The organism is Mesorhizobium sp. B2-4-12 (assembly GCF_006441575.1).
Classification (GTDB): Bacteria; Pseudomonadota; Alphaproteobacteria; order Rhizobiales; family Rhizobiaceae; genus Mesorhizobium.
In genome coordinates this window covers 1-1,377 of sequence record NZ_VFVC01000105.1, presented here as the reverse complement: position 1 = coordinate 1,377, position 1,377 = coordinate 1, and the positions used below count along the sequence as shown (strand labels likewise).

Sequence of the window (1,377 nt, the reverse complement as noted above, 5' to 3'; positions counted from 1 at the left end):
TCAGACTGCTGACGAACCCCGTCGATTTTCGGCGGGGTTTTGTTTTGCGCGTTGATTGAGCTTTGTAAATTGGTGTCAGGAGAAGATGTCAGGAGGCTGGCGCTGCGCATCTGGCCTCAGGCGGGTGCTGGTTTTGGGCTTGGCCAGAGGCTGATTGCGATCTTTTTCATGTTCTGGGTGGCGGCGGCGATCAGGCACTGGCAGGCGACGCCGGTTCGCCCTCGGAAGCGGGCATAGCGGTGGCCGAAGAGCTGCTTGGCGTCGGCGAAAGACCGCTCGACCGTCTCCTTGCGGCGCCGGTAGATGGCCTTGCCCCATGCGGTCGAGCGATTGGCGTCGACCCGCTCGCGGGCGTCCTGCCAGACATGGCGCGTGATGGTGCGTTCGGCCTTGGCGTTTGAGGTGCAGGAGGCCAACAGCGGACAGTCGCGGCAGATCGCCGGATCGCTCCTGTAATGCCGGTAGCCGCTGCGGTCGGTTGTGGCATAGGCAAGCAACTGGCCCTGCGGGCAACGATAGCCGTCCGCATCCGGCTCATAGACGAAGGCGCTCTTCCTCATCATGCCGGGCTTGGGCGGGGTCGGGTTGCGATAGCCGGTGACGCCCCTGATCGTCCTGTCCTCCAGCCCCTTGGCGATGCCCGGTGTGGCGTAGCCGGCATCCAGCCCCGCAGCCGCCACATTGAAGCCGAAGCGCTCCACCTGGCGGTCGAGCCGGCCGAGATAGACGATCGAGTCATGCACGTTGGCCGGCGTGGCGAACGTGTCGGTGATGATGCCGCAACGGCCATCCACCGTGCGGTGATCGAGATAGAAGAAGCCCTTCGGCTTGCCCTCGCGCACCATGTAGCCGGCCTCCGGATCGGCACGGCTGACCTTGGTCTGCTTCTCGGGCGGCTTGCGCTGCTTCTGCTTCAGCGGCTTTTGGCCATGCAGCGCCCGCTCCACCTCGATGGCGCGGTCGAGTTCGCTCCAGTAGTCGGCCCGCGACTTGGCGACCAGGGCAAGGTCGTATTTGCCCTTGTTGGCATTGGCCTTCAGATGCGTGCTGTCGGTGTAGAGCACCGTCCCGTCCACCAGCCCCGCCCGGATCGCCTGCTCGACGATGCGGTCGAAGATCGCCTGCGCGATCGTCTCGTCCTGGTAGCGCCGGCGCCGGTTCTGCGACAGCGTCGAGGCGTCGAACACCTTGTCCGTCAGCTTCAGCCGCAAAAACCAGCGGTAGGCGACATTGACCTCGATCTCGCGCACCAGCTGCCGCTCCGAGCGCACGCCGAACAGGTAGCCGATGAACAGCGCCTTGAACATCAAGGTCGGATCGAGCGGCGGTCGGCCATTGTCGGCGCAGTAGAGCGGCGCTGTCAGATCGTGGATGAAG

At 64.7% G+C, this 1,377-nt stretch carries 1 protein-coding gene; it reads right to left on the bottom strand.

Annotated features, from left to right (window positions below; genetic code table 11):
* Positions 1-116: 116 nt before the first annotated feature.
* The coding region (locus FJ934_RS27850; RefSeq protein WP_140613597.1) for an IS1182 family transposase at positions 117-1,377 on the bottom strand (1,261 nt) is incomplete at its 5' end.